Source organism: Actinoplanes xinjiangensis, from assembly GCF_003148685.1.
GTDB classification, from domain to species: domain Bacteria; phylum Actinomycetota; class Actinomycetes; order Mycobacteriales; family Micromonosporaceae; genus Actinoplanes; species Actinoplanes xinjiangensis.
This window is the reverse complement of the sequence record NZ_QGGR01000015.1, coordinates 13,609-36,407: the sequence shown is the minus strand read 5'-3', so window position 1 is coordinate 36,407 and position 22,799 is coordinate 13,609. Positions and strand designations below refer to the sequence as shown.

Below are 22,799 nucleotides of genomic sequence, written 5' to 3'. Positions count from 1 at the left end.
ATGAGCGATCAACAGCGCGAGTTCGACGTGCTCGTCTACGGCGCCTCGGGTTTCGTCGGCGCGCTGGTGGCCCGGTACCTCGCCGAGCACGCACCGGAGGGCGCACGCCTCGCCCTGGGCGGTCGCTCCGCGACGAAACTGGAGGGTCTCGGTCTCGGCTGGCCCGTCGTGATCGCCGATGCGGGCGACGCGGAAGCGCTGACCACGATGGCCGGCCGCGCACGTGTCGTGATCACCACCGTCGGGCCCTATGCGAAGTACGGCAGGGCACTTGCCCGCGCCTGCGCCGAAACCGGCACCGACTACGTGGACCTCACCGGTGAGGTGCTCTTCGCCAGGGACAGCATCGACGAGAACCACGAGACCGCACGGCGCACCGGTGCACGGATCGTCCACTCCTGCGGCTTCGATTCGATTCCATCCGATATCGGCGTGCACGTCCTGCATGAACAGATCAGCCGGGACGGCGCCGGCGAGCTCACCGACACGACGCTCGTGGTGACCAGCATGCGCGGCGGCGTCAGCGGCGGCACCATCGACTCGATGCGTCACCAGGTCGACGTGATGAAGAAGGACACCCGGCTGCGCAAGATCGGCGCCAGCCCGTACTCGCTGAGCCCGGACCGGCACAGCGAGCCCGACCTGGGCCGGCAGCCCGACATGCCCACCCTGCCCGGGTCCGACGTGGACCCCAGTGTCCGCGGGTATCTCGCCCCGTTCGTGATGGCGTCCTACAACACCCGGGTGGTGCGGCGCAGCAACGCGCTGCGCGGCTGGGCGTACGGCCGGAGTTTCCGCTACCGCGAGGTCATGCGCGTGAAGAGCAGACTCGCCGCCACAGTCGTCAAGACCGGGATGAGCGCCCTGGTGATCGGCTTCGCCGTACCGCCGCTGCGGTTCGTGCTCGACCGTCTCCTGCCCGCACCCGGCGCGGGGCCCAGCGAGGACACCCAGCGCAACGGCCACTTCACCATGGACCTCTTCACCACCACCACGTCCGGAGCCCGCTATCGCGCGCGAGTCAAGGCCAAGGGCGATCCGGGGTACGCCGCGACGGCGGTCATGCTCGGTGAATCCGCTCTCGCGCTCGCGTTCGACACCGACGAGCTGCCGAAGGTCGAGGGCGGCGTGCTCACCCCGGCGACCGCGATCGGGAACGCCCTGGTCGGGCGGCTACGTGACGCCGGATTCGAGATCACCGCTCAGCGCCTCTGAGCCACCACGTGGAACCGGATCACTGTCCACAGGCGATCGAAATCGTGCCGGGTCTGGAACGCGAGCGAGTATCCGGCGTACACCGGATCGGCGTCGGGTAGGTCGTCCGGATCGTCGGTGCGCATCGGTGTGGACATGATGCGATTTTGCACCGCGAAATGGTGTCCGTGATCCGACCGGTGGACGGTAAGGAATCGTGCACGCCTTTCATGTCGATCGCCACTAGCACCAAAGCCGCTCTTACCGGCACGATTGGACAGGTGACCGTCAGCCCGCTGCCCTACCCGCTGAGGTTGACGGGGACCGGCGTCGTCCTGCGGGAATGGCGTTGGGAGGACCTCGACGATCTGGTCGCCCTCCTCGACGAGCCGGGCATCGCCCGCTGGACACTGATGCCCTCACCGTTCGACGTCGAGGCCGGGCTCGCCTATCTGCGCCGTGCCCAGCAGGGCCGCATCGGCGGCAGCCGGATCCAGCTCGCGATCACCACCGACGGGGGCCGGCCGCTCGGCGAGGTGCTGCTCTTCAACGTCCGGCCCGAGGCACCCGAGGCTGAACTGGGTTACCTGATCGGGCTGCCGTACCGGCGGCGCGGTCTCGCCTCGGCGGCGTTGTCGCTGCTCAGCACGTATGCCTTCGACACCCTGGCACTGCGGCGGCTGCTGCTGCGCATCGACCGGGGCAACACGGCCAGCACCTCGGTGGCGCGCCGCTGCGGATACCGTCCGGCGGCCGAGCCGCCCATCCAGCAGGACGGGCCGTACGGGCCGGCCACCCTGGACACCTGGGAGTACGTGGAGAACCGGTCCGCGCCACAGGACGATCGCCGGAAGAATGTCGCCTCCCGGCGGTACGGTCGGCGCTGAGGAGGTGCTGATGATCGACGTGGATCGTGAGCGCGTCATGGCGTACCGGATCGCTGTTCAAGGCCTGGCCGATCGCTCCGGCGACCGGCCCGCCGACCTGCCCGTGCTCGACCTCGGTGTCCAGGAGTACACACCTGACTCCACCCGGGTCGCCCTCGCCGCCCGCAGTGGCGCCGAGCCCGAGGACGACCGGCTGATCACCGTGTGGGCCGCACGCGGCGCCCCGCACCTGCACCGCCGCGCCGACCTGCCCGCGCTTGTCGAGCAGTTGTGGCCGGTCGGTGACGACGACGCCGCGGCCCGGATCAGGAGCGGCCAGATCCCGGAGGCGGCACCCCTCGGGGTGCGGGCGTTCACCGTGACGGCCGAGGCGTTCCGCGAGGTGGTCACCGGCCCGATCCCGCGCGGCGAGGCCAGCACCGAGATCAGCCGCCGGGTCCCGGCCGAGCTGACCTACGACTGCAAATCCTGCGCGGCCCGTCACATCGCCGGCAACGTGTGGCAGCATGCCGGGCTGGCCGGTGGCGTCGAGGTCGTCTCCCGCGGCAAGGACGCGATGCTCGGCCCGATCCCGGACGCTCCGGCGATCCCGGCCGCCAACCGGGGGGTGGACCGGATGATCGAGACCTACCTGCGGTTCCTCGGCCCGGCCGGGCCGGGCGAGGTGGCGAAATACCTGGGCAGCAGCACCACGCCGATCAAGGCGGTGTGGCCGTCCACGGGTCTCACCGAGGTCCGGGTGGCCGGGCGGCGGGCCTGGCTGCCCGCATCGGGGGTGGCTCTTCTGGAGTCCGCGCCCGATCCGCGGGGGGTGCGCTGGCTGCCGCCGATGGACCCGCTGCTCCAGGCCCGTGACCGGGATCTGCTGGTGCCCGGCCGGGAGCGGCAGAAAGAGGTGTGGCGGATCCTCGGCAACCCGGGGGCCCTGCTGGTCGACGGTGAGGTCGCCGGGGTGTGGCGGGCCCGGATGGCCGGGCGTAAACGGGTCGATCTCACGGTGACCACGTTCGGGCGACTGACCGCCGAGCAGGTCACCCGGGTCGAGGAGGAGGCGGCGCAGGTGGCACGGGCACGTGGTGTCGCGGAGGCACGGGTGATCCACGAGTGACCACGATCGGATTCCTGCACACGGCCGAGGTGCACGTCGCGACGTTCCGGGGGCTCTTCGCCGAGCTGGCGCCACCGGGGCTGGACGATCTGCATCTGGTGGACCCGTCGTTGCTGGCCGACGCCCGGCGTACCGGATCGGCGCCGGGCCTGGGCGCACGGCTCGAGGAGCTGGCCGGCGCCGGGGCCGATCTGATCGTCTGCACCTGCTCGACGATCGGCGCCGCCGCGGAGGCCGCCCGCCCGGGTGTGCCGGTGGTGCGCCTGGACCGGCCGATGGCCGAGGCCGCGGTGGCCGCCGGTGACCGGATCGCCGTCGTCGCGACTGTCGAGTCGACCATGGGGCCGACGATGGATCTGATCCGGGCGACCGCCGGGCGACCGGTGACGTTGATCCCGTCGCCCTGTCTGACGGCCTGGCGGCACTTCGAGGCCGGCGACCTCACCGCGTATGACGAGGAGATCGCCGCCCACGTCCGGGCGATCGCCGCCGAGGCCGACGTGATCGTGCTGGCCCAGGCCGGCATGGCCGGAGCCGCCGCGCTGCTGCCCGGCCTGCCGGTGCTGACCAGCCCCCGCGCCGCCGTCGAGGCGGCCGTCCACCGGGCCGTCCACAGCACCACCGGCGGGTCTGCGGACCGGCCGTGACCTGGCGCTCCCCGGCTTGAGATTTTCTTCCGGTCCGCGAGCAACCTTCTGCGGCCTGGAGATCACCTAACGATGTCCCCCCGACTCGCATAGGTGGTCGCATGTCCCTCCCCTCGCACCGTCGCCCCGCTTCCCGAAAGCGCCGTAGGGCTCTGGCCGCCGGTCTCGCCTCCGTGGCGGTCCTGGCCGGTGCCGGCCTGCTGGGTGTCGGCCAGCCGTGGGCGAACGCGGCCGCGAACGTCAGCTTCGACACCGGCACCGGGCTGGCGTTCACGATCAACGGCACCAACGGCGACATGACGTCGCTGAAGCACCACGGCACCGAGCTGGCCGCGTCCGGGTACGCCGCCGGCCAGTTCCAGTCCGGCTGGTCGTCCGCCACCGTGACCGGTAAGACCTTCAACAACGGCAGCTCGATCCTGGTGAGCGTGGCGAACACGTCGATCGGTGTGACGCAGTACTACTTCGCCCGCAAGAACGACAACACCGTCTACATGGCGACGAACATCACCAAGGCCCTGAACCCGGGTGAGGCCCGCTTCATCGCCCGGCTCAAGCCGTCGCTGCTGACCACGTCACCGGCCGCGGCGAAGACCGGCGGGTTCGGCACCACCGTCGAGGGTTCGGACGTCTTCGCGAACGGTGCCGGACGGACCGCGTCGAAGTTCTACAGCTCGCAGCGGCTCGTCGCGCAGAAGCCGTTCGGCGCGAGCGGTACCGGGCACGGGGCGTTCATCCTTCCCGCGTACACCGACATGACCTCCGGTGGCCCGTTCTTCCGCGACATCGAGGTCAACGACACCGGCAGCGCGGTCAACATCACCCACTACATGTTCAGTGGGCACCAGCAGACCGAGGCGCTGCGGCTGGGCCTGCACGGGCCGTACGCCCTCAGCCTCACCGACGGCGAGGCGCCCACCGCCCGCAGCATGGACTTCCTGGCGTCGTTCCTCCCCGGGATGCTCTCCAACGCGCAGCGGGGCGGGGTCAGCGGCACCGCGTCCGGCACCTGGAACGGGCTGACCGCGACGGTCGGGCTGGCCGGCGCCACCGGGCAGTACCGGGGTCAGGTCAAGTCCGGCAGGTTCGTGATCGGGCACGTGAAGCCGGGCACCTACACCGCCACTCTCTACGCCGGTGAGCTGGCCGTGGGCGCCACCAGGACGATCACCGTGACGGCCGGCGCCACCACGGCGCTCACGATGTCCGGCAGCGTCCCGGCGGCCGGCAAGCTCTTCCAGCTCGGCGCGTTCGACGGCACCCCGGCCGGGTTCCTGAACGCCGACCGGATCGAGACGATGCACCCGTCGGACAGCCGGATGGCGGCGTGGAAGTCGAGCGGCTACACGGTCGGGGCGGGCCCGGCGAAGTTCCCGATGGCCGAGTTCAAGTCGGTCAACTCGCCGGCGGCGCTGAGCTTCTCCCTCGCCTCCGTCCCGGCGAACGGCGTCAGGTTGCGCATCGCCACCACGTCCAGCTTCGCCGGTGGCCGGCCGGCCGTCGCGATCGGCGGCTGGACCTCGCCGGCGTCGGCGTCACCGGCCCCGGCGAACCTGAACTCGCGCAACGTCACCCGCGGTACGTGGCGCGGCGTCAACACCACCTACACCTTCACGATCCCGGCGAGCGCGCTGAAGACCGGCGGCAACACCCTGTCGATCTCGGTGGTCAGCGGCAGCAGCGGAGAGACGTTCCTCAGCCCGAACTTCATCTTCGACGCGCTGGCCCTCGACCCGGCGTGAAGACTCCGGATCGGCCGTGCCGTCCCGCCAGGCAGCACGGCCGATCCGGACCCTTTCCGCCACTTCGGACCGATCCTTCTCCTCCTCCGAAAGGTTGAGCCGGTTCCGGAACGTCGTAACGAAGGCGGATCGTCGCCCAACCGTGATCTACCGGCTGGTCACCGGGGTACACACGTCTCTCCACGAATGCGTAATCTGCTGCTCCCAGCAATGAGGAGCACCCATGAGGTACACGCGTAGCGTGCTCGCCGCGGCCGTCGCCACCACCACCGTGCTGGCGTCCACCCCCGCCGCCGAGGCCGCTCTCCCGGCCCTGTCGCCGACGACCACGCACACCGTCCAGCATGGTGTCACCCTGTTGCTGGAGCGCACGCCGGTCACCGCCCGGCCGGCCACCGGCAAGGGCGCGACCCGTGCCGACTTCGACGGCGACAACCGTGACGACGTCGCCGTCTTCAGCAACTCCGGCCTCGCCGTCGCCTACTCGTCCGCGGCCCACCGCGACGTGCTGCGGACCGAGGTCCCCGGCGGTTCCACCTCTCTCGGCACGTCGATGGAGGCCGGCAACTTCAACGGCGACCGGTACGACGACCTGGCCGTCGGCGACTACAACGAGCCGGACCTGCGCGCCATGGGTTACGCGGCCGGCGCGGTCTGGATCATTCCGGGCGGTCCCGGCGGGCTCCGGATCGACCGGGCCCAGCACTTCAACCAGAGCACCGCCGGTGTGCCCGGCACCTCCGCGCAGTCGGACTTCTTCGGGATCTCTCTCGCGGCCGGCGACATCACCGGTGACGGCCGCGACGAACTGGCCATCGGCATCCCGCTGAAGGACGTCAACGGCCGGAACGACGCCGGCGCCGTGGTGGTGCTCAAGGGCACCGCGAACGGGGTCAGCAGCGGCGGCACGCGATGGATCAGCCAGGCCACCGCCGGGGTACCCGGTGCGGCCGGGAGCGGGGACCAGTTCGGCTGGAGCCTCGCCATCGGCGGGATAGACAGGAACCGTCACCAGGACCTGGTGATCAGTGCGGTCAACGAGCGGCCGGACACCAATCACCTGGGCAGTGGCACCATCACCCAGTTCTGGGGTGGCCCGTCCGGGGTGTCGATGTCGAAGGTCACCATGATCGCCGGGGGCCAGATCACCAAGAAGATCAACAAGAGCAACCTGTACCTCTGGCAGATCGGCCTCGATCTCGCGATCGGCGACGTCAACGGCGACGGGTACGGCGAGGTCGTCTCCGGGGTCTCCGGTGCGCAGGCGGGCGCCAACGGCAACATCTACGGCGGCGCCGTCCTCACCGTCCCGGGCCGGGCCACCGGGCTCTCCGCCACCGGCGCCGTCGCGGTCACGCAGGAGAGCACCGGCGTGGCCGGCGGCACCGAGAACGACGACCGGTTCGGCGACAGCATCGCGGTCGGTGACGTGACCGGCGACGGGCGCGCCGACGTGCTGGCCGGGGTGCCCGGGGAGAACGCCGGGGCCGGCACGGTCGTCCTGCTGCGCGGCTCGGCCACCGGCCTGACCGGTGTCGGATCCCGCACGATCAGTCAGTCGACGGCCGGGGTGCCGGGCGGCGCCGAGCGCGGCGACCGGTTCGGCGCCGCAGTGGCGCTGCTCAACCTGAACGGCTCCGGCGGACTCGACGCCCTGGTGAGCAGCCCCAGCGAGGAGATCCCCGGCGACCCCAAGGGGTATCCCACCGGCACCGTCACCCGGTTCCTCGGCTATCCCTCCGGGCTCGGCAGCGCCACCCTGACCGACGGCCGTCTCCTCGGCGGTCTCGCCGGCATGTACGGCCAGACCCTCGCCTCATGAACAGGACCTCGATGAACTCACTCCGGGCCGGCCTGGTGGCGGCCACCGTTCTGACCGGTCTGGCGATCGGTGGCCCGGCCGAGGCCGCGACCACCGGCACGGCGCAGGTGGTCAACCGGACCCAGATCCTGTTCAAGGCCGCCGCCAAGCGGGTCAACCACGTGACGATCACCCGGTCCGGCAACACGGTGATCATCGACGACCGGGTGACGATCAAGCCGGGCGCGGGCTGTCGGCAGGTCACCGGGGACAAGACCCGGGTCCGCTGTACCACCTCGGGCACGCCGACCTGGGGCAGCATCCAGACCTACGACCTGAACGACACGATCGTCAACCGCGCCGATCTGGGCCTCTCGATCCGGCCCGGCAGCGGCACCAACACGGTGGTCGGCGGTCCGCGCCGCGAGGACCTGTACGGCGGCGACGAGCGGGACACCATCCACGGCGGCGGCGGCAACGACTACATCTACCCCGGCTACGGCACGAACGTGGTGTACGGCGGGCCCGGCGACGACAACATCAAGGGTGGCGGCAACACCGACACCATCCACGGCGAGGCCGGCAACGACCGGATCGACCCGGGCGCCGGCAACGACGTGGTCCGTGGTGGTCCCGGCGACGACATGTTCGACGAGGGCACCGGCCGGGACGCCCTCTACGGTGACGACGGCTCCGACAGCTTCTGGCAGGGCGGCTGGAACGGCGTGGCCCGCGACGGCATCCACGGCGGCACCGGGTGGGACACGGTCGAGTACATGGCCCGTAGCCGGGCGGTCGCCGCCGACCTGGACGGCAGGGCCGGTGACGACGGTCAGACCGGCGAGGGCGACTCGATCGGCACCGATGTGGAGTCGCTGCGCGGCGGCAAGGGCAACGACTGGCTGGCCGGCAACGCCGCGAACAACGGTCTGGAGGGCGGCGAGGGCCACGACACCCTGTACGGACTGGGCGGCGACGACCAGCTGTCCGGCGGTGAGGGTACGGGCAACGACCGGCTGTACGGCGGTGCCGGCGACGACCAGATCTCCGCCGACTACGGCAACGACCTGCTGTACGGCGGATCCGGCGTCGACACCGCCGACTACGGTTACCGCCTGGTGCCGGTGGAGGCCGACCTGGACGGCCAGATCGGTGACGACGGCTCCGGCAACGAGCAGGACACCATCGGTGCCGACGTGGAGAGCCTGTGGGGCGGCTGGGCCGCCGACCTGCTGACCGGCAACGGCGGCGACAACCTGATCCACGGCTCGGCCGGCGCGGACGTTATCCGCGGCGGCGCCGGCAACGACACCCTGCACGCCGACGACAGCTCCCGCACGGGTCTCGACCGCGTCTTCGGTGAGGCCGGTGACGACACCCTGTACGGCGGCGGTTCCGAGACGTACAGCCGTTACTCGCTCGACGGCGGTGACGGCACCGACGCCTGCCTGCACGAGTACTACGGCACCGGCGACCGGGCGAACTGCGAGAGCACCAGCGCGAGCTGATCACCCGTCAGCGCCCAGAGGGGGCCGGTCGATCGACCGGCCCCCTCTCCGCGCGTCAGAGGTCGAACTCTCCGTCGTGCACGCCGCCGGTGAACGCGTCCCACTCCGCCTTGGTGAAGAACAGGATCGTCGCCGGATCGGTCGAGTTGCGCATCGCGGCGCCGCCGTCCGGCAGCCGGGCGATCTCCACATACTCCCCGCCGGGTCCCCCCGACCGGAGCCACTCGGCGGCCTCGGCATCGAACGACGCGGCATAGGTCTTCTCGCTCACGGTGCCCCCTCAGGAAAGTCACTTCCCAGCAAACAGCAGCCTCCCGCGCCGAGGGAGGCCGCGTTCAGGTGAACGCTATCGAGGCGCCCTCTTTCGGGGGAGTGACCTGACATGTTGTGGATAGACCGCATGCGGCCTCTCCCGTTCGGGAGAGGCCGCATGCCGAGAACGGTCCGGTCTACCTGCTGACGGTGAAGTACTGGTAGGCCGTGTACGTCGTGTAGTTGACGCTGTCGCCGGAGGCGCCGTTACGGTACGCGGCGCGGATCCGGAACCGGTACCCCGCGAGTCCCTTGACCGACGAGATGTACGCGCCGGCCTGGCCCTTGGCGTTCACCGGGACGTCGCCCTCGAACGCGAGGTGCCACCGGCCCTGGTACCAGATGTCGGCACGGATGTACGCCGTCCGTTTCGTGTAACGGGGCATGGTGACGAGGAAGGTCGGCTTACCGGTCTTCCGGTAGTACCGGTAGGTCCGGCTGCCGATCTTCCCGGTCCTGTAGTACTTGCTGAGCTTCAGCGAGACCGGCACCCGGCTGTACACGGTGGCCGCGACCGTCCGCGGCGCGAACCGGGTGTCACCGGCGAAGACGGCCTGGACGCCGGTGTTGCGGTACACCTTCAGGGACGCGTAGGCGTACCCCTTGCTGTTGACCGTCGCCTTGCCGATCCGGCGCCGGCCCAGGTCGCCGCCCCACGGGTCGGCGTAGAACTCGACGACCCGGTTCTTGTAGGTGGCGCCGAGGTACGCGGTGAACGGAACGTTCTGGCCGTAGTGGTAGACCTTGCCGTTGTTGTTCAGCGCCAGCGACGGCGTGGTCCGGGCGACCTCGACGGCGTGGGTGGCGCTGACCGCGAGACGGGTCTCGTCACCGGCGTAGGCGACCCGGTAGGTGACCCGGCCACCGGCCTGCGGGGTGTCGGTGAACGAGAAGCCGCCGGACGCGGTGATCGTCCTGGTGCCGAGCGAGACACCGCCCGGCGTCTCGGCGTCGGTCCGGGTGACGGTCACCGGGGTGCCGGCGGGCAGGGCCAGCGACGCCGCCAGGGTGCCGCTGACGGTGAGCGCCCGGGCCCGGGCCGCCGTCGACGGTCCGGTCAGGGCGAGGGTGGGCTGCGACTTCCGCGGTTCGGTGAAGACCCGCAGGGTGAACTCGCCCTCGTGGTTCGAGGAGATCGCGAACAGGCGGCTGCCGCCGGGCTCCCAGGCGACCGCGTCCCTGGCGAGCCGGTCCCCACCGCTGCTGTTGTCGCTGGAGTTCCCGAACTCGTAGTTCCGGACCGCGGTGCTCGATCCACTGGCGAAGACGTACACGTCAGGGTCATAGACGCCGCCGGCGCCGACCGCCACGGTGCCGTCGGCGGCGAAGTCGAGCGCGGTCGAGCCGCCCTCGACCGGCAGCCGCCGGACCTCCTCCAGATCGGACGTACGCCGAAGCCTGGCGGCGTACTCGCCGTAGACGGTGGTCGCCATCAGCTCGCCGTCCGGCGACAACCCGACGTCCTGCTTCTCACTGCTGACGCTGATCGCGTCGACCCGGGCGACCACCTTCGCGGTGCCGTCGGACACGTCGAGGACCGCATCCTGCTGCACGCCGGCGACGGCGATCCGGCCGGCGTCGCCGGCGGCGGCCGCGAGCCGGGGCGCCTTGTCGTACCAGGGGTCGTCCCATTTCGGGTCGCCCAGGTCCAGCGCGACGACCGGGGACTCACCGGACACGTCCAGCGATCCGATGTTCTCCTTGCCGGAGAACGATCCCGCCGGCTTGTCGCTGTATCCGAACCAGATCTTCCCGCTGGTGGCGACCAGGTGGTACGGCAGGACCGTGTCACCGACCGGGTAGTCGCCGACCCGCTGGAGGGTCTCCGCGTCGAGTGCCACGATCTTGTGTTCGGCCGGGACGGCGGCGTAGAGCCGGGCCGCGTCGCGGGTCAGGAAGAGGTCGCTGACGCCGGGCAGCGCGTACCGCCCGGCGACCGTCCCGTCGTAGCCGAGAGCCACGATCCCGGACGATTCGTCGCTGAGCAGGAGCCGCTGGCGGCCACTGTCGACGATCAGGTTGTCGGCGGCCCGGATCGGCAGGAGCTTGGTCGAATCGGCGGCGGCCGGTGCGGCGCCGGCGAAGACGACCGTCCCGAGAACGGCGGCTGCCGAGGCGGCCGCAATCGTCGTTCGCATGGTGATGGGTCCCCCGTGGATGGTTTGGTGACGGTGAAGCACTCGGGCATCGCCCAGGGGACCCCGAACATCGATTTCGGCAGATGGCCCCGTGCGCCGAGCCTAGGCCGGAAACCACGGTTTGTTGATCATCCGAACGGATGAGTCGGTCCCGTAGCGACGCGACGTCCCGGAGCACCTGAGGATCTTGCAGATCGACGGGTAGCTGTGAGAGTGCTGGGTATGCCGTGAGGCACATCACGCAAGTGGAGGTGCGTTCATGGCGCAAACCGTCCCGGCCTCCGGATCGGAGACCATTCGCAGTCTCATCCCGGCACGTATCGACCGGCTCAGCTGGTCACCGTTCCACACCCGGATCATCCTCGCGCTCGGGACCGCCTGGGTCCTCGACGGACTCGAGATCACCGTGGCCAGCGCGGTCGGCCCGGTGCTGGCCGAGCAGGAGACGCTGGCCCTGAGTTCGACACAGGTCGGCCTGATCGCCACCGTCTACCTGCTCGGTGAGGTCTTCGGCGCACTGTTCTTCGGTCGGCTCTCCGACGCCCTCGGCCGCCGGAACCTCTTCATCGTCACCCTGGCCGTCTATCTCGGAGGCAACGCGCTCACCGCATTGACCTGGGGTAACGGTCCGGCAGCTCTGGTCTTCCTGTATCTCACCCGGTTCATAGCGGGCGCCGGCATCGGCGGCGAATACGCCGCGATCAACTCGGCGATCGACGAGATGATGCCGGCCAAGTACCGCGGCCGCGTCGACATCGGGGTGAACGGCACCTACTGGGGTGGCGCCATCATCGGCACCCTCGGCACGTACATCCTGCTCAACAACGTGGACCTGAACTGGGCGTGGCGGATCCCTTCCTGATCGGCCCGGTCATCGGTGTGGCGATCTGGGGTCTGCGCCGGCACCTGCCGGAGAGCCCGCGCTGGCTGGTCATGCACGGCCGGGAAGCGGAGGCCGAGGAGAACATCGCCCGGATCGAGCGGGCCGCCGAGGCCGCCGGGCAGACGCTGGAGCCGCTGGACGACTCGAAGGCGATCGACATCCGGCCCACCAGGCCGCACGGTTACCTGTCGTTGCTCAGGGTGCTCTTCCGGGTCTATCCGGCGCGGTCGACGCTGGGTGCCACCCTGATGATCACGCAGTCGTTCCTGTACAACGCGATCTTCTTCACCTACACGATGGTGCTCACCAAGTTCTTCGGCGTGGACGAGAAGGCCGCACCGCTGTACCTGGTGGCGTTCGCGGTCGGCAACCTGGTCGGCCCGCTCACCATCGGCCGGCTCTTCGACACGGTCGGCCGCCGCAAGATGATCTCCGGCACGTACCTGCTGTCCGGCGCTCTGCTGGCGATCACCGCGGTGCTCTTCCACCAGGGCGCACTGAACGCGATCACCCAGACGATCGCCTGGAGCGTCATCTTCTTCTTCGCGTCGGCGGGGGCCAGTTCGGCGTACCTGACGGTCAGTGAGATCTTCCCGCTGGAGATCCGTGCCCAGGCCATCGCGGTGTTCTTCGCGATCGCCCAGTGCTTCGGCGCGATCGGCCCGGTCTTCTACGGCGCACTGATCGGCGAGGGCGACGACCCGGGCAAGTTGTTCATCGGCTTCCTGATCGGCGCCGGGGTGATGGTGGTCGGCGGCATCGTCGAGGCGTTCATCGGCATCGACGCCGAGGGCAAGTCCCTGGAGGAGGTGGCCACGCCGCTGTCGGCGGTCACGACGCGGCCACGCGCCACCGGCTGAGTGGTCCGGTCACACGAGGCCGGCGCTGCCGGCGACAGCGGCGGCCTCGGTGCGACTGGAGACGTGCATCTTCCGCAACAGGGCGGCGGTCAGGCGTTTGACCGTACGGTCGGAGACGTGCAGCACGCCGGCGATCTCGCTCGTCGAGGACCCGGAGGCGATCAGGCGCAGCAGCCGCTGGTCGTTCTCGTCGAGCTGGGCCGTCGTGGCCTGCGCGGGCGGCCGGCCGGGCCGGTCCACCAGCGACGCGAGCAGCGCGGTCGGCACCACCGCCCAGCCCTCCAGAGCGGCCAGCAGCGGTGGGACCGCCTCGTCACCGCGCGGCAGGATCCCGGACGCCCCGGCGCGCAGAGCCTCCAGCTCGGCCGCCGGGTCACCGTCGCCGGCCAGCGCCAGGATCCGGGTCTTCGGTGCGGCGGCCCGGGCCGCCGCGATCGCCGCGACCCCGCCCGGTGGCATCAGATCGACGAGAACCAGATCGGGTACGGGTTCTCGCAGCAACCCGGCCACGTCGGAGCCGTCGCCCGCTCCGGCGACGGCGGCCCGGCCCCCGGTGGCCTCGGGGATTGACTGTTCGAGGTCACGCACCAGGGTGGCGTGACCGGACACGATGGCAATCCTGATCCCGTTCCGCATGGCCCCGGGATGCCCAGTCGGCGGCGAATCATTCCTCACCGGCCCGGAACTCCGTTTCAGCGGGGGTGTGCGGCCACGAACTCGGCGATGTACTCGTCGAGCCGCTTCTCCGGGTGCCAGCCCAGGCCGTTGGCCTTGGTGGTGTCGGCCTGACCACGGACCCGCTCGCCGCGCCGTTCCGGGATGAGCGTGAACTCGGTGCCGAACATCTCGGCGACCTTGGCCAGCGGCCACTCGCAACCGGTGCCGAGCAGGTAGCCGTCGCCGGTGCCACCGCGGGCGACCAGCACGAGGCCGCGGACGATGTCGTCGATGTGGGTGAAGTCGCGGGTCTGGGTGCCCGGGGACACCACGGTCAGCGGCTCGCCGGCGAGGAACTGGCGCTCGAAGATGCCGATCACCGTGGCGTACTTGCCCTGGGTGATCTGGCCGGGGCCGTAGACGTTGTAGAAGTACGCGATCGCGTAGTCCAGCCCGTACCAGTTCGAGTAGTTCTTGATGTACTCGATGTTCTTGGCCTTGGTCCACGCGTACGGATTGAGGTTCTCGTCCTCACCGTCGTTGCCGAATTTCGAGCTGGACCCGGCGTAGATCAGTTTCGCGCCGTGCCCCGCCGTGAACTTGACCACCTCCTTGGTGCCGAGGAGGTTGAAGTCCCAGGTCAGGTCGTGGTCCTCGAACGACTGCGGAATGCGGGAGTACTCACCGAGGTGGAAGACGAGCTCCGGCGCGGGGAGACCACGATCCGCCCAGATCTTGGCGATGTCGCTGGTCGACCCGTCGATGTAGGTGATCCGCGGATCGTGGACGTGGTTCTCCGGCGTGCCGGTGAAGTAGTTGTCCAGCGAGACGACCGTCGCATCGGGGAAGTCGTTCAGCAGCGACCTGATCAAGGAGCTACCGACGAATCCGGCACCACCGGTGACCAACAGGGTTCGGCTCAACGTACTTCCCATCTTCCGGTCCACGCAGCGCCGACCAGGCTACCTGTGGCAGGTGCCCGGAACCCAACTGCTCGTACCGTTATTACCCGGAGCGGCCGTGGCGACACTCTGTGGTCGCCACGGCCGGGCGAGGACGTCTCGCCTTTCACCAATCCGAGGGCGGCGGCGGCGCGACGACCGGCGGGCGGTCGTCACACGTGATGGCGTTCGGCAGGTACGGCGCGAGCCAGCCGCCGTCGTTGCCGCCGAGATCGGTGAGACCGAACTCGGAGCCGGTCGCGGGGAACCCGAACCGGCCGCAGTTGTTCACGCCGACCGCCCCGACGTTGCGGGCGTCGACGTTCTCGAAGGACGCGGACCCACCGGCGCGGGCGCTGAGCACGCTCGTGCCCGTACCGTCGACCCGGATGTCCTTGAACCTGATCCCGTCGATCGAGTGGAGATCCTTCACGCCCCACTCGGCGACCAGCATGATCGCGTTGTAGGTGCTGTCCAGGTAGTGGTCGCCGGTCACCCGTACGTCCGCGTCGAAGCCGTCCTCCAGGCTGTAGAACCAGATCGCCCCGAGCCCGATCCGCCAGTTCAGCTCGAACGTGCCGGCGCGTGCCGTGGTGTTGTTCGTGAACCGCAGGAACCCGGTGAACGGCTCGGCGGCGAACCGGGTCCCGGCGTGCAGCGCGCTGCCCTCCCGGACCGGGTCGGCGATCAGGTTGTTCGACACGGTGGTGTCCCGGCCGCCGTAGATCGCGATGCCGTTGGCCAGGGTCGGCGACTGGACGGTGTTGCGGTCGAAGGTGTTGCCGCTGTTCGTGGTCTTCTCCGCCCACATGGCCAGCGCGTCGTCGCCGGTGTTCCGGACGAAGTTGCCGCGGGCCAGCGAGCCGGTGACCCCGGTGTGGAAGTTGAGGCCGTCGGCGATCTGGTCGACGATGACGTTGTTCGTCACCCTCGTGTTCGACATCGGGCCGTCGAACCAGAGGCCCACCTTCGTGTGCTGGATGTACAGGCCGTCGACGGTCGAGTCGCTCATCGCCCCGCCGACGCCGTTGACCTGGTCGGTGTCGATCCGCTCCCGTACGTCGCCCTGGATCGCGAATCCCGACAGATGCACGTTGCGGCTGCCGCCCTCGGCCGCGCTCCTGCCGTAGAAGCCGACTCCGGTGTGCACCGACCCGTCCGGCGCCGGCTGGTCCAGGGCGACCTCGCGGCCCTTGATGATCGTGTACCAGTTGCCGGCCCCGGTGATGGTCACGTCGTCGACGACGATGTGCCGGTTCACCTGGTAGACGCCCGGCGGCAGGTAGACCTTGCGGTGGGCCTTCCCGGCGTACGCGATGGCCCGCTCGATGGCGGGTGCCGCGTCCCGGCGCCCGGTCGGGTCGGCGCCGAAGAACAGCGGGTTCACCGCGGTCAGGTCGACCTTCGGTGGCCCGACGAGCTCCGAGTCGAGCAGGTCGATCGTGGTGGGCACGCTGCGCGCGGTGAGCCGGATCCGGTCACCGGCCCGGTGGGTGTGCCCGAGGAGCAGCCGCTGCTCGTCGTAGAAGTGGGCCGGCCGGAACGGTCTGGCGATCACCGGGGCCGGGGTGGTGGCGGCCGGCACGCACTGGCACTCGGTGATCCACCAGTCCGGGTGCAGCAGGTCCGCCCGCGGGTCGTTCGTGAACGGGTACTGGTTGTAGAGCCAGGAGTACTGCGAGGTCAGCGTCATGGTGCGGGTGCCGTGCCGGGTACCGACGGTCAGCGGCGCGGTGATCCCGCCACCGGCCGGAGCGTCCGGGATGCTGTAGCGCACGGTGATCGCGTTGGCCGCCCGGGGCAGGGTGAACTCCACCCACTCGCCCGGGTCGAGGGTGACCGCGGACCGGCCGGAGGCCTCGGCGGGCAGCGTGTACGCGGTGCGGTCCGGCCCGATCACCGTTCCGTTGGTGGCCGCGTGCTCGGCCTCCTGCTCCAGGAAGGCGACCGGTGCACCCCGCCCGGTGAGCAGTGCGGGATCGAGCGCGGCCCGGGTGATCTCGGTGGCGGCGGGAGCGGCCTGGGCGGCGTACGGGATGCCGGTGGCGGCGAGCACCACGCCGAGAAGAAGGACGGACCAGCGCGGTGGAACGCCGGACCGCCTCTCGTCAGAGGACATCGAAGGCTCTTTTCGTCGAGGAAGGTGAGCCGACGATAGATGTACGGAGATCTACCTCACAATGACCTGTCGCAGTATTTCAAGTTTCTGCCTCCTTCTTGCAGTGACTCGCAATTTACCGGCGCCTCTTGATGTTTTCTCGCTCCATCGCGTGACGGTTCGAACCCGCGCTACGCTGCCCGCGTGCGCGTCCTCTCCCGCAAGAACGATCATGGTGTCGAGGTCTACGACGCCGAGCTGAACCTGGTCCGGACCTTCCCCGTCCCGCCGCGAAGCACCTTCAAGGAGCCGGGGAGCGAGGGGCACGCCGTCCCCGTCTCGCGGGACCGGCTGTTCTACGCGACCGACACGGCCGTGCTGAAGGTCGATCCGGCGGGGCGCGAGGAGTGGCGCTTCGAGCTGGGCGCCCGCGGGCCGAAGTGCGGCGTCTCCTACACCGATGTCGCGCTCTCCCACGACGACAGCCTGGTCTGGGTCTACGCGCCGAACGCCATGGCCGACCGCGGCCGGGACGACGAGTGGATCGCGCTGGACGCCGCGACCGGTGCGGTGCGCACCCGGCACGAGCTGCCGACCGTGGGCCACGGCGGCGACCAGTTCGCGCTGCGTGACGGCCGGATGCTGCTGGAGGTCGGCGAGGGACAGGACGGCATCCAGATCTACCTCGCCGGGCCGGACTCCCGCCCGCACGACTACGGCTGGGGCGACCGCTCACTGCACGGCGTCTCCCCGGACGAGACCCGGTTCGTCACCGTCGGCCAGGACAGCGACGATCTGATCGTGCACGAGTTCCCCAGCGGGGACACCCTTTTCAAGGTCACGCTGCCGGACTTCGGTTTCGGCGAGGACGAGGACGACCTCTTCCTGGAGTGGAGCCCCGGCTTCCTGGACGACGACACCGTCATCGCGGTCGTCTTCGGGGTGGACGAGGCGGAGGACACCGATTGGTGGCGGCATTTCCGGATCGACGCCCGCACCGGCGAGGTCCTCGGCGAGCTCGAGGTCACCACCATCAACCAATACGATCTGGATACGCTTGGTGACGGAACGTATGTGATTACGGACACCGACGGAACACTCCGGCGGATGTGATCTTGCCGGACGCGCGTTAAAGTGGTTTCCGGCTCTACCGAGAGGCGCTGCAACGGGCTCCGCTGTCGATGAGACGGCCGCCCGCCACGCTCGGTTGGGGTTTCTTGACGCAAGGGCGCCTCCTGAGAGGGAGGAGCCCTCTTTTCATGAGCGACAAACTTCGATCCGTCAACGGTCTCGACTTCGCGGTCGCCGACCTGTCGCTGGCCGAGGCCGGCCGCCACCAGCTCCGTCTGGCCGAGCACGAGATGCCCGGCCTGATGTCGCTGCGCACCGAGTTCGGTGACAGCAAGCCGCTCAGTGGCGCCCGGATCGCCGGCTCGCTGCACATGACCGTGCAGACCGCCGTCCTGATCGAGACCCTGGTCGCGCTCGGCGCCGAGGTCCGCTGGGTGTCCTGCAACATCTTCTCCACCCAGGACGAGGCGGCCGCCGCGGTCGTCGTCGGCCCCACCGGGACGGTCGACGCCCCGGTCGGTGTCCCGGTCTTCGCCTGGAAGGGCGAGACGCTGGAGGAGTACTGGTGGGCGACCATGCGCCTGTTCGACTTCGGCGACGGCCGCGGTCCGAACATGATCCTCGACGACGGCGGTGACGCCACCCTGCTGGTGCACAAGGGTGTCGAGTTCGAGGCGGCCGGCGCGGTGCCGCAGACCACCGAGAACGACAACCACGAGTACTCGATCATCCTGGAGACGCTGCGCGCGAGCCTGGCCTCCGACAAGGGCCGTTTCACCAAGATCGCGGCCGAGATCAAGGGTGTCACCGAAGAGACCACCACCGGTGTGGCCCGGCTCTACAAGCTGGCCAAGGAGGGCACGCTCCTCTTCCCGGCGATCAACGTCAACGACGCGGTCACCAAGAGCAAGTTCGACAACAAGTACGGCATCCGCCACTCGCTGGTCGACGGCCTCAACCGCGCGACCGACGTGATGCTCGGTGGCAAGCTGGCCGTGGTCTGCGGTTACGGCGACGTCGGCAAGGGCTCGGCGGAGACGCTGCGCGGCCAGGGCGCCCGCGTCGTCGTCACCGAGGTCGACCCGATCTGCGCGCTGCAGGCGGCGATGGACGGCATGCAGGTCGTCCGGCTCGAGGACGTGGTCGGTGAGGCCGACATCTTCATCACCACCACCGGCGGCACCGACATCATCACCGTCGAGCACCTGTCGGCGATGAAGCACAACGCGATCGTCGGCAACGTCGGGCACTTCGACGACGAGATCGACATGGCCGGGCTGGCCAAGGTCGCCGGCATCGAGAAGGTCGAGATCAAGCCGCAGGTGCACGAGTGGCGCTTCCCGGACGGGCACTCGGTGATCATCCTGTCCGAGGGTCGCCTGATGAACCTGGGCAACGCGACCGGCCACCCCAGCTTCGTGATGTCGAACTCGTTCACCAACCAGGTGATGGCCCAGATCGAGCTCTGGACCAAGCCGGAGGCGTACGAGAAGCAGGTCTACGTGCTGCCGAAGCACCTGGACGAGAAGGTGGCCCGGCTGCACCTGGACGCGCTCGGCGTCCGGCTGACCACCCTCACCAAGAAGCAGGCGGAGTACCTCGGCGTCGACGTCGAGGGCCCGTTCAAGCCGGAGCACTACCGGTACTGATTCGCGCACCGCGACGCGCCCGGTCATCCACGGATGATCGGGCGCGTCCCTTTTCACCCGCTTATGCTGCGATTATGCCTTTCAGTCACAAGATCTTTACGTGGGGTGTCGTAGCCCTGATCGGCCTCTCCTCCGGTCCCGCGATGGCATCCCCGGCCCGGCCGGAGAACGGCCGGCACACCGCCGTGGCGGCCCGGCCGGTCAGCCCGGAGGCGGAGTTCCTGATCGCCGTGCACCAGGGCAACCTGGCCCAGATCACGGCCGGCAGGCTGGCCGCCCGCAAGAGCGACAACCGGACCGTCCGCAAACTCGGCAAGCGGTTCGCGACGTACCACAAGAAGCTTGATGTGCAGGTCAAGCAGGTTGCCGAGGCTCTCGGGGTGCGCCTGCCGACGGAGCCGAACTCGGAGCAGCTGGCGCTCGCCGAGCAGTATCTGGCCGCGTCCGGCGCCGGATTCGACTCGCTGTTCATCGATACCCAGCTGTCCGGCTACGAGCGGGCGGCCAAGCTGGCCCGGCTCGTGCTGACTGTCAGCACCGACCCGTCGATCGGGAAAATCGTCGCGGACGCCACTCCGACGATCGAGCAGAACCGTGCCGCGCTGACCGCAGCCCGCGACCGACTCGCCGCAGAGCAGCCGCGACAATGATCGAATGAACTACGAGCCGATCCTGCTATTCGCGCTGGGAGCAGTCGCGGTGATCATCGTGGTCCACTGGATCACGGAGAGGACCGGTCTCCCCGCCGCGGTTCTGCTGACACTGGTCGGCGTCATCTACTCCTACACCCCGTTGCCCAACCTGCGGCTGGACGAGGACTTCATCCTGATGTTCGTCCTGCCGCCGCTGCTCTACAACGCGGCGCTGGATTCTTCACTCCTCGACATCCGGCGCAACATGCGTACGGTGATCAGCCTGTCGGTCTTCCTGGTCCTGATCACCGCGTTGCTCATCGGGTTCGGTTTCTCGTTCTGGGTGACCGGGGCGACTCTCGCCACCGGCATCGCGCTGGGTGCGGCGGTCGCCCCGCCGGACCCGGTCGCGGCTCTCGCGGTCGGGCGCAAGGCCGGGCTGCCGGGCAAACTGATCACTCTGATCCAGGGTGAGGGCCTGCTCAACGACGCGACCGCGCTGACCCTGCTCACCGTGGCGATCGCCGCGCAGAGCAACGTCGACGAATTCTCCTACGAGAACGCGGTCGGCAAGTTCGTCATCTCGGCGGCCGGCGGTGTGCTCATCGGTGTCGCCACCGCCTACATCGTGCGGTTCCTGAAGCCGTTGCGGGCGGATCCGCTGAGCGCCAACGCACTGTCGATCATCACGCCGCTCGCCGCCTTCGCGATCGCCGAGCACAACCACATGTTCTCCGGTGTGCTGGCGGTCGTCGTGGCCGGCCTGATCATCGGCCACGACACACCGCGCTACACCACCGGGGCGAGCCGGCTGCAGACCGCCGCGGTCTGGCGGCTGATCGACTTCCTGCTGGAGGGCGCGGTCTTCCTGCTGATCGGTATCCAGGTCAAGGACGTCCTGATAGCGCTCAAGCCCTACACGTGGACCGAGATCGGCATCGCGGTGGGCATCACGCTCGGTGTCGTGCTGCTAGTCCGCCCGATCTGGCTGGTCCTCACCCAGCTGCTGCCCCGCCAGTTGCACCTACGGCTCGGCGGGCAGCAGGACGACGACCTCGACGTGCCCGAGGGCAAGGCCAAGGAGGAGCCGCTCTCCGCGCGCGAGGTGACCGCTCTGAGCTGGGCCGGAACCCGTGGTGTGATCACGCTGGCGGCCGTCTGGATCATTCCGACATCGTTCCCCAACCACAGCCTGATGGTCTTCTGTGCCCTGATCGTCGTGCTGGTCACCCTGGTCGGCCAGGGCCTGACCTTCGCGCTGCTGGTTCGCCGGCTGGGCCTGCGCGCCAACCAGAAGGACAAGGCCCGGCTGCGCAACGAGGCCCGCTCGGCCGCCGTGCAGGCGGCGCTGCACCGGCTCGACGACATCCAGGAGGAGCAGCACGACCACGTCGAGGACGAGGCGATCGAGACGATGCGCCGACAGCTCCAGGTCCGCCTGGACCGCTACCGGCGGCGACTGGATCTGCTGGACCAGGTGGAGTCGACCGACCTGCCGAAGTCACCGCAGTACGAGGCGGCCCTGATGGTCCGGCAGGCGGTGATCGACGCCGAGCGCGAGGAACTGCTGCGCTGGCGGGACGCCGGCCGGCTCGCCGACGAGAGCCTGCGGGTGCTCAACCGGGAACTGGACCATGAGGAGCTGGTCCTCCCGAAGCGGCCGAAAGAGTGATACATCCGTAATACGTTGTGGAAGTGCGAAGAGCGCCGACACTCCTGGCCCTGCTTCTCGTCGGCCTGGTGACGGCCTGCGGGGGCGGCGAGGACGCCGCCCCCGGGGGAGCCGGGCAGGACGGCGTCCGCCTCGGGTTCTCCCAGGTCGGCACGGAGAGCGCCTGGCGGTTGGCGAACACCCGATCGATCGAGCACGCGGCCACGAACGCGGGCGTACGGCTGGACCTGCGGATCGCCGACGGGAAGCAGGAGAACCAGGCGGCCGCCATCCGCGAGTTCATCAGCGCCGACGTCGACGTCATCGCCTTCTCCCCGGTGGTGGAGACCGGCTGGGACACGCTCCTTCAGGAGGCCAGGGACGCCGGCATCCCGGTGATCGTGACCGACCGGATGGTGGACACCACCGACACCTCGCTGTTCGTCACGATGCTGGGTTCGGACTTCACCGCCGAGGGGCGCAAGGCCGGCGAGTGGCTGGTCGAGCACTATCGGGACCGCCACGGTCGGGTCCGGATCGTCGAGATCGAGGGCACCGCCGGGTCCGCACCGGCCAACCAGCGACGGGCCGGTTTCGCCGAGGCGATCAAGGCCGATCGCGACCTTCAGGTGATCGGCTCGGGGGACGGCGACTTCACCCGGGCGCAGGGTGAGCAGGTGATGGCCGGCTTCCTGGCCGCGCACACCGGCATCGATGCGGTCTTCGCGCACAACGACGACGAGGGCCTCGGCGCGGTCGAGGCGATCGAGGCCGCCGGGAAACGGCCCGGCACGGATATCAAGATCATCACCGTGGACGCGAGCCGGGACGGTCTGGCCGCGCTGGCCGAGGGCCGGCTGAACTACGTCGTCGAGTGCAACCCGCTGCTGGGCTCGCAGCTGATGGAGCTGGTCGGCAAGGTGACGACCGGGCAGACCGTTCCGCGGCGGGTGGTCGTGGACGAGACCGCCTTCGACCGCGAAGCCGCAAAAGCGGTCCTGCACAACCGGCAGTACTGAG

At 69.6% G+C, this 22,799-nt stretch carries 20 protein-coding genes and 1 riboswitch; of the genes, 14 read left to right on the top strand and 6 right to left on the bottom strand.

Annotated features, from left to right (window positions below; translation table 11 throughout):
• Window positions 1-1,215 carry a saccharopine dehydrogenase family protein gene (locus BC793_RS29470; protein WP_109598441.1) on the top strand — a complete coding sequence of 405 codons (1,215 nt, stop codon included), beginning with the start codon at window positions 1-3 and terminating at the stop codon, window positions 1,213-1,215.
• Here the strand turns inward: BC793_RS29470 and BC793_RS49800 are convergent.
• A complete protein-coding gene (locus BC793_RS49800; RefSeq protein WP_158319408.1) occupies window positions 1,203-1,352 on the bottom strand; it encodes a hypothetical protein in 150 nt (49 codons plus the stop codon). The two genes, BC793_RS29470 and BC793_RS49800, sit on opposite strands and share 13 nt — an antisense overlap.
• Before the next feature lie 123 nt (window positions 1,353-1,475).
• On the opposite strand from BC793_RS49800, the gene BC793_RS29465 reads away from it, so the two are divergent.
• The 6 genes from BC793_RS29465 to BC793_RS29440 all read left to right on the top strand — a co-directional run bounded on the left by BC793_RS29465 (window position 1,476) and on the right by BC793_RS29440 (window position 8,887).
• Window positions 1,476-2,081, top strand: coding sequence for a GNAT family N-acetyltransferase (locus BC793_RS29465; protein ID WP_109598439.1), 606 nt, complete (start codon window positions 1,476-1,478; stop codon window positions 2,079-2,081).
• Window positions 2,082-2,091: 10 nt separating this feature from the next.
• Window positions 2,092-3,189 carry a DNA glycosylase AlkZ-like family protein gene (locus tag BC793_RS29460; RefSeq protein WP_109598772.1) on the top strand — a complete coding sequence of 366 codons (1,098 nt, stop codon included), beginning with the start codon at window positions 2,092-2,094 and terminating at the stop codon, window positions 3,187-3,189.
• Window positions 3,186-3,836 carry an aspartate/glutamate racemase family protein gene (locus BC793_RS29455; RefSeq protein WP_109598437.1) on the top strand — a complete coding sequence of 217 codons (651 nt, stop codon included), beginning with the start codon at window positions 3,186-3,188 and terminating at the stop codon, window positions 3,834-3,836. Before BC793_RS29460 ends, BC793_RS29455 begins: the two co-directional genes overlap by 4 nt.
• Before the next feature lie 101 nt (window positions 3,837-3,937).
• A complete protein-coding gene (locus BC793_RS29450; protein WP_109598435.1) occupies window positions 3,938-5,578 on the top strand; it encodes a rhamnogalacturonan lyase B N-terminal domain-containing protein in 1,641 nt (546 codons plus the stop codon).
• Between the two features lie 223 nt (window positions 5,579-5,801).
• On the top strand, window positions 5,802-7,400 hold the full coding sequence (locus BC793_RS29445) for an FG-GAP repeat protein (RefSeq protein ID WP_109598433.1): 1,599 nt from the start codon (window positions 5,802-5,804) through the stop codon (window positions 7,398-7,400).
• Entirely contained in the window at window positions 7,397-8,887 is a 1,491-nt protein-coding gene (locus tag BC793_RS29440) for a calcium-binding protein (protein ID WP_109598431.1), read from the top strand. Before BC793_RS29445 ends, BC793_RS29440 begins: the two co-directional genes overlap by 4 nt.
• A 55-nt stretch (window positions 8,888-8,942) precedes the next feature.
• Here BC793_RS29440 and BC793_RS29435 read toward each other — a convergent pair whose 3' ends face one another.
• Both BC793_RS29435 and BC793_RS29430 read right to left on the bottom strand, forming a co-directional pair.
• Window positions 8,943-9,158: a DUF397 domain-containing protein gene (locus BC793_RS29435; RefSeq protein WP_109598430.1), complete on the bottom strand. Its 216-nt coding sequence runs from the start codon at window positions 9,156-9,158 to the stop codon at window positions 8,943-8,945.
• A gap of 178 nt (window positions 9,159-9,336) precedes the next feature.
• Window positions 9,337-11,337, bottom strand: a complete 2,001-nt coding sequence (locus tag BC793_RS29430) for a WD40 repeat domain-containing protein (RefSeq protein WP_109598428.1) — start codon at window positions 11,335-11,337, stop codon at window positions 9,337-9,339.
• A 259-nt stretch (window positions 11,338-11,596) separates the two neighbouring features.
• On the opposite strand from BC793_RS29430, the gene BC793_RS52425 reads away from it, so the two are divergent.
• On the top strand, window positions 11,597-12,199 hold the full coding sequence (locus BC793_RS52425) for an MFS transporter (RefSeq protein ID WP_275416243.1): 603 nt from the start codon (window positions 11,597-11,599) through the stop codon (window positions 12,197-12,199).
• Complete coding sequence (locus BC793_RS52420; protein ID WP_275416242.1) at window positions 12,181-13,080, top strand: MFS transporter; 900 nt, start codon at window positions 12,181-12,183, stop codon at window positions 13,078-13,080. Before BC793_RS52425 ends, BC793_RS52420 begins: the two co-directional genes overlap by 19 nt.
• 9 nt (window positions 13,081-13,089) lie before the next feature.
• Here the strand turns inward: BC793_RS52420 and BC793_RS29420 are convergent, their stop codons facing one another.
• The 3 genes from BC793_RS29420 to BC793_RS29410 all read right to left on the bottom strand — a co-directional run bounded on the left by BC793_RS29420 (window position 13,090) and on the right by BC793_RS29410 (window position 16,797).
• Window positions 13,090-13,689, bottom strand: a complete 600-nt coding sequence (locus BC793_RS29420) for a LuxR C-terminal-related transcriptional regulator (RefSeq protein ID WP_239170289.1) — start codon at window positions 13,687-13,689, stop codon at window positions 13,090-13,092.
• An 83-nt stretch (window positions 13,690-13,772) separates the two neighbouring features.
• Window positions 13,773-14,660, bottom strand: a complete 888-nt coding sequence (locus BC793_RS29415; protein WP_239170288.1) for an NAD-dependent epimerase/dehydratase family protein — start codon at window positions 14,658-14,660, stop codon at window positions 13,773-13,775.
• Between the two features lie 145 nt (window positions 14,661-14,805).
• Window positions 14,806-16,797, bottom strand: coding sequence for a glycosyl hydrolase family 28-related protein (locus BC793_RS29410; RefSeq protein ID WP_109598424.1), 1,992 nt, complete (start codon window positions 16,795-16,797; stop codon window positions 14,806-14,808).
• 183 nt (window positions 16,798-16,980) lie between these two features.
• Here BC793_RS29410 and BC793_RS29405 point away from each other — a divergent pair, with 183 nt between their 5' ends.
• The 5 genes from BC793_RS29405 (at window position 16,981) to BC793_RS29385 (ending at window position 22,798) form a co-directional block, all read left to right on the top strand.
• Entirely contained in the window at window positions 16,981-17,889 is a 909-nt protein-coding gene (locus tag BC793_RS29405; RefSeq protein ID WP_109598422.1) for a hypothetical protein, read from the top strand.
• 33 nt (window positions 17,890-17,922) lie between these two features.
• A riboswitch (S-adenosyl-L-homocysteine riboswitch) is annotated at window positions 17,923-18,017 on the top strand.
• A gap of 18 nt (window positions 18,018-18,035) precedes the next feature.
• Complete coding sequence (gene ahcY / locus BC793_RS29400) at window positions 18,036-19,496, top strand: adenosylhomocysteinase (RefSeq protein ID WP_109598420.1); 1,461 nt, start codon at window positions 18,036-18,038, stop codon at window positions 19,494-19,496.
• 74 nt (window positions 19,497-19,570) lie between these two features.
• Complete coding sequence (locus BC793_RS29395) at window positions 19,571-20,146, top strand: DUF4142 domain-containing protein (protein WP_109598418.1); 576 nt, start codon at window positions 19,571-19,573, stop codon at window positions 20,144-20,146.
• Between the two features lie 4 nt (window positions 20,147-20,150).
• On the top strand, window positions 20,151-21,800 hold the full coding sequence (locus BC793_RS29390; protein ID WP_109598415.1) for a Na+/H+ antiporter: 1,650 nt from the start codon (window positions 20,151-20,153) through the stop codon (window positions 21,798-21,800).
• A 23-nt stretch (window positions 21,801-21,823) separates the two neighbouring features.
• Window positions 21,824-22,798 carry an ABC transporter substrate-binding protein gene (locus BC793_RS29385; protein WP_239170287.1) on the top strand — a complete coding sequence of 325 codons (975 nt, stop codon included), beginning with the start codon at window positions 21,824-21,826 and terminating at the stop codon, window positions 22,796-22,798.
• Window position 22,799 lies beyond the last annotated feature (1 nt).

Bases quoted from the DNA above. Each gene is read 5' to 3' on its own strand.
- BC793_RS29470 (WP_109598441.1), top strand. From the start codon at position 1: ATGAGCGATCAACAGCGCGAGTTCGACGTGCTCGTCTACGGCGCCTCG.
- BC793_RS49800 (WP_158319408.1), bottom strand. From the start codon at position 1,352: ATGTCCACACCGATGCGCACCGACGATCCGGACGACCTACCCGACGCC.
- BC793_RS29460 (WP_109598772.1), top strand. From the start codon at position 2,092: ATGATCGACGTGGATCGTGAGCGCGTCATGGCGTACCGGATCGCTGTT.
- BC793_RS29450 (WP_109598435.1), top strand. From the start codon at position 3,938: ATGTCCCTCCCCTCGCACCGTCGCCCCGCTTCCCGAAAGCGCCGTAGG.
- BC793_RS29445 (WP_109598433.1), top strand. From the start codon at position 5,802: ATGAGGTACACGCGTAGCGTGCTCGCCGCGGCCGTCGCCACCACCACC.
- BC793_RS29440 (WP_109598431.1), top strand. From the start codon at position 7,397: ATGAACAGGACCTCGATGAACTCACTCCGGGCCGGCCTGGTGGCGGCC.
- BC793_RS29430 (WP_109598428.1), bottom strand. From the start codon at position 11,337: ATGCGAACGACGATTGCGGCCGCCTCGGCAGCCGCCGTTCTCGGGACG.
- BC793_RS52425 (WP_275416243.1), top strand. From the start codon at position 11,597: ATGGCGCAAACCGTCCCGGCCTCCGGATCGGAGACCATTCGCAGTCTC.
- BC793_RS29410 (WP_109598424.1), bottom strand. From the start codon at position 16,797: ATGTCCTCTGACGAGAGGCGGTCCGGCGTTCCACCGCGCTGGTCCGTC.
- ahcY (WP_109598420.1), top strand. From the start codon at position 18,036: ATGAGCGACAAACTTCGATCCGTCAACGGTCTCGACTTCGCGGTCGCC.
- BC793_RS29395 (WP_109598418.1), top strand. From the start codon at position 19,571: ATGCCTTTCAGTCACAAGATCTTTACGTGGGGTGTCGTAGCCCTGATC.
- BC793_RS29390 (WP_109598415.1), top strand. From the start codon at position 20,151: ATGAACTACGAGCCGATCCTGCTATTCGCGCTGGGAGCAGTCGCGGTG.